A 3029-nucleotide genomic window follows, 5' to 3' on the forward strand; every position below is an offset into this window, starting at 1 on the left:
GGATAGCTAGTTTCCTCATCCATACTGTTAGATGCTTGTATAACATAGAAATTATTATCGTTATTAATAGCCCAGAACATATCATCATCTTTGTATTCGTATGTTGTAGCATCATAACCCCAATCCGCATCAGGAGTAGTGTTGTCATCTATAGTTAATAGTAGCTGTCTATGTTGTCCAGCAGCAGAGACAAAACTAAATTTAAATTTAGTTCTCGGGTCTGCAATATCTTCAGTTACAACATCATTGGGTTCCTCTTGTGGGTTAGCAGTTCTAAAGAACTCACCATTAGCAGTAGATTCTTTTTTAAAGACACGTTGTCCGTTATTAAAGTTAATCGTACCACCATTATCTGCCACGACAAAGAATCCTTGTCCGACAGGGATATATCTACCAGGCGCTTTGGTACCAGAGCCAGTAGGCGATACATCAGGGTCAGAAGTACCAGCTGAAGCGAAAGGCGCAGCAATGCTACCCGCAAGGTTGTAGGTTCCATACCCACCTTCGTAATTTTGTAGGATGTGGTCACCGCCACCCCAGTGTTCCCAGAAGTAGAGTGTACCACTAGTCGTAGCGTCGTCTTCTCCAACATAACCTGTAATTATATAAAGCATGTATCCATTACCATCTAAAATAGGGCTTCCACCACCATCTAAATGTGCATAATGCGGATTTCCGGCAGCATCTTGATAAATTGGATTTCCATTAAGATCATTTACAGGAGTTCCGCCAACAGTTACTAGCATAGTATATTGATTTCCGTCATCATCTTGATAAATAGGATGTCCATTACCATCCAAAACAGGATTACTACTGCCGTCTAAAACGATACGAATTAATCCTTGATCAAAAAATAGGGTTCCACCATTATCTATAATAAACTGTCTCGCATCAATAGCCGAGGCATAAGGATTACCAACTAAATAATCGTTATACTGATTAATAGTAAGATTAATATCAGCATTATTAGGATTACCACGGAAAGTATAGTTTTGTTCTGTACCTGTAGAACCAGGTCCTTTCATAGTAAAACCTTCACCAGGAAGTATGGTTCCAGTACGTCTTACGTGCTGCCATTGCGAGTAATCCCCATCGGTTTGATTAGCAAACTTCCAAATCCAGTAATCTGCAATGGTAACAGGAGAAGTGTTACTTCCGTCATATCCAGTAGCAGAGAAGTTCACACCACTGCCACCATCGAACATAATATCAGTTACTGAGTAAGAATATCTATTCTCATTTGTAATATTTGTTGGGTCAATACTAGCATCCCCAACAGGCGCCGACCAATAGTTATAGTGGTATGTATTTGTAGTTCCTTGTTGGTCTTTTTCTAATTCACCAGATGGTCCTAATATTAAATCACTATCTGTGGTTTGTATAAGTTGCGACTCGCCTTCTAAATCTAGCATGCCATTTAATTCTAAGTAATGTGTTACTGTATATCCAAAACCAGTTTTAGCAGTGTTATCTCCATCTACAGTTACAGTACCAGAAGACAGGATATGTGCAAGTACAGTTCTATTACCTTCGTTATCATTTCCATCAGGGTCAGGAAGATTAACAAGTGTATCATCAAAAAGCGAAGTATTATCAATAGTAATATCATGAGCTGTTTCAACGATATTCCAATTTACGTACACTTCATTATCAGCTAAGGCGCGTGCACCAGGAATGGTTTGCATTGCCCCGTTAGTCCAAGTGCTATTATCCGTCCAGTTTCCATTTTGAGTAGATACATATGGTAGGGGAGCTGTTTGGAAATCGACCGTTCGTAGTTGTCTTAAGTAGCCCACTAAGTCATTACCAGAGTCGTCATTGGTATTTGTGTAGGTATAGCGCGACATTGGGAAATAAGCTCTAAGATTAGAGAAATCTAAACTAGAGGCATCATTTTTAGTCGGTAGAATACTGTTGTCATCAAAATATTTACCAATAGTTCCCGGATTATCTTCAAGCTCTTGATTCATTAAGAAACGGAGTTGGTCTTGATTAAGCGCAGTGTTCCATACACGTACTTCATCAATGTTACCATCGAAGTGAGCAGTAGTACTTCCATCACGTCCAGCCGCCGCGATTAAGAACGATTGACTCGTATCAGCAGGTAGAGGTAAAGTTTCGGTAGTTTCTAATACACCATCGATGTATAGTCTAGCAGTAGTTCCATCATGAGTTACAGCAATATGATGCCATACGTCTTCAGGAATAGCGACGCTAGACCTTATATTGTGAGAGCCACCGTTTATCCATGATAGTTCAACTCTTTGATTGTTTAATATTTTTAAATCATAGCCTTGCGAATAGCCTACATCTCTTTTAGATATAATAGACTTGTTTCTAGAATCTGAAGCTCTTTTAATCCAAGTAGATAAAGTAAAAGCAGAGTTTAGGTCTAGGTTATCTTCTACATCAATATAGTTTAGTGCAGAAGCATCAAAGTTTATAGAACGCTGTACAATAATTTCAGGCGCATAACCAAAGGTGATATACCGTTCTGTGTTAGCAGGAAAATCATACTCTGCAATTAAATTACCGCTTCCATCATCAGTCATGACACGATATTGTGCTGTAGGAGTAAATACACCCGTATCAGAGATAAACATGAGGTAGCTACCAGGAGGCGTAATGTTTCTTACGGCATTTTGAGGTATAGAGATTTGTACTCTATCCACATCACCAGTTTCAACAACTTTCCATATACGTTGCATACCAATGAATTCTACATTTGTATTTAGTCCCGCAATATTAGCACTCATATCTACCGCAACGGTAGAAGGCGCAGCATCAAGACTAGCATTATTATTCCCCCACATGATAAAGTTCTTATCAGTAAAAGATGAGGATGCATTTACGGTTTTATTTTGTGAGTTGGTATCTTCAATAGAGGTAAGTCCCATGGTTACAATACCACGAGTTTCTCCAGTACCGTCTACAATAGAGTTGATACTGCTAGATTGTCTTTGGTCAAGTCCAGAGGCATCATCACGACCAATACCAGCGATATCAAAATTGAATCCTGCACTAGCAGA

At 39.1% G+C, this 3029-nt stretch carries 1 protein-coding gene; it reads right to left on the reverse strand.

Annotated features, from left to right (window positions below):
• Positions 1 to 3029, reverse strand: a 3029-nt coding sequence (locus BUB95_RS14120; RefSeq protein WP_143185618.1) for a LamG domain-containing protein, incomplete at both ends; no start/stop codon positions are given.

This window comes from Winogradskyella jejuensis (genome assembly GCF_900129745.1).
Taxonomy (GTDB): Bacteria; Bacteroidota; Bacteroidia; order Flavobacteriales; family Flavobacteriaceae; genus Winogradskyella; species Winogradskyella jejuensis.